The organism is Vibrio sp. 811 (assembly GCF_033339195.1).
Window position 1 is genome coordinate 1 of the sequence record NZ_JAWOUB010000425.1, and the last position, 689, is coordinate 689.

Below are 689 nucleotides of genomic sequence, written 5' to 3' on the forward strand. Positions count from 1 at the left end.
GAAAGGGCGTTCCAACTATTTGTGTTTAGATCGCTTAAGTCGCCAGATGGTAGAAAGCCACACCAACGAATCCGACCCAACATTGTTGACTCAATTGGTGAAGGTGAGGTCTTGGTCCTCAGAGACAAAAACCGGTGACTTAGGTGACTGTGAAGATTTGCCTGAAGACAGCATGATCATCCCAACGATTACCTCGACAAACGATAACTGTTTGGGGAAAGAGTGTCCCAGTTATACTGATTGCTTTGTCTTGAAAGCTCGTAAACGTGCAATGGATTCTGACATCGTCGTGGTGAACCATCACTTGTTTCTTGCGGATTTAGCCATCAAAGAGACAGGTTTTGGTGAGTTGATCCCAGAAGCCGATGTCTTTATTTTCGACGAAGCTCATCAGCTACCAGACATTGCCAGTGAATATTTCGGGCAATCGGTATCGAGTCGCCAAATTCATGACCTCGCCAAAGACATTGAAATCGCGTATCGCACCGAAGCAAAGGACATGCGTCAGCTGCAAAAAGTTGGGGATAAACTACTTCAAAGTGCGATGGATATGCGCATCGTTCTGGGTGAGCCGGGTTTTCGTGGCAACTGGCGAGAAGCGATGCAGTCTGAATCCATTAAGTGCGAATTGGTTCGTTTAACTGACAGCCTAGATCTAGCGATTGATGTGCTCAAATTGGCACTTGGTC

At 46.4% G+C, this 689-nt stretch carries 1 protein-coding gene; it reads left to right on the forward strand.

Annotated elements, in window-relative coordinates:
• Nucleotides 1-689 (forward strand): ATP-dependent DNA helicase (locus R7Q46_RS27275; RefSeq protein ID WP_318078288.1); only part of this gene is annotated, 689 nt, incomplete at both ends.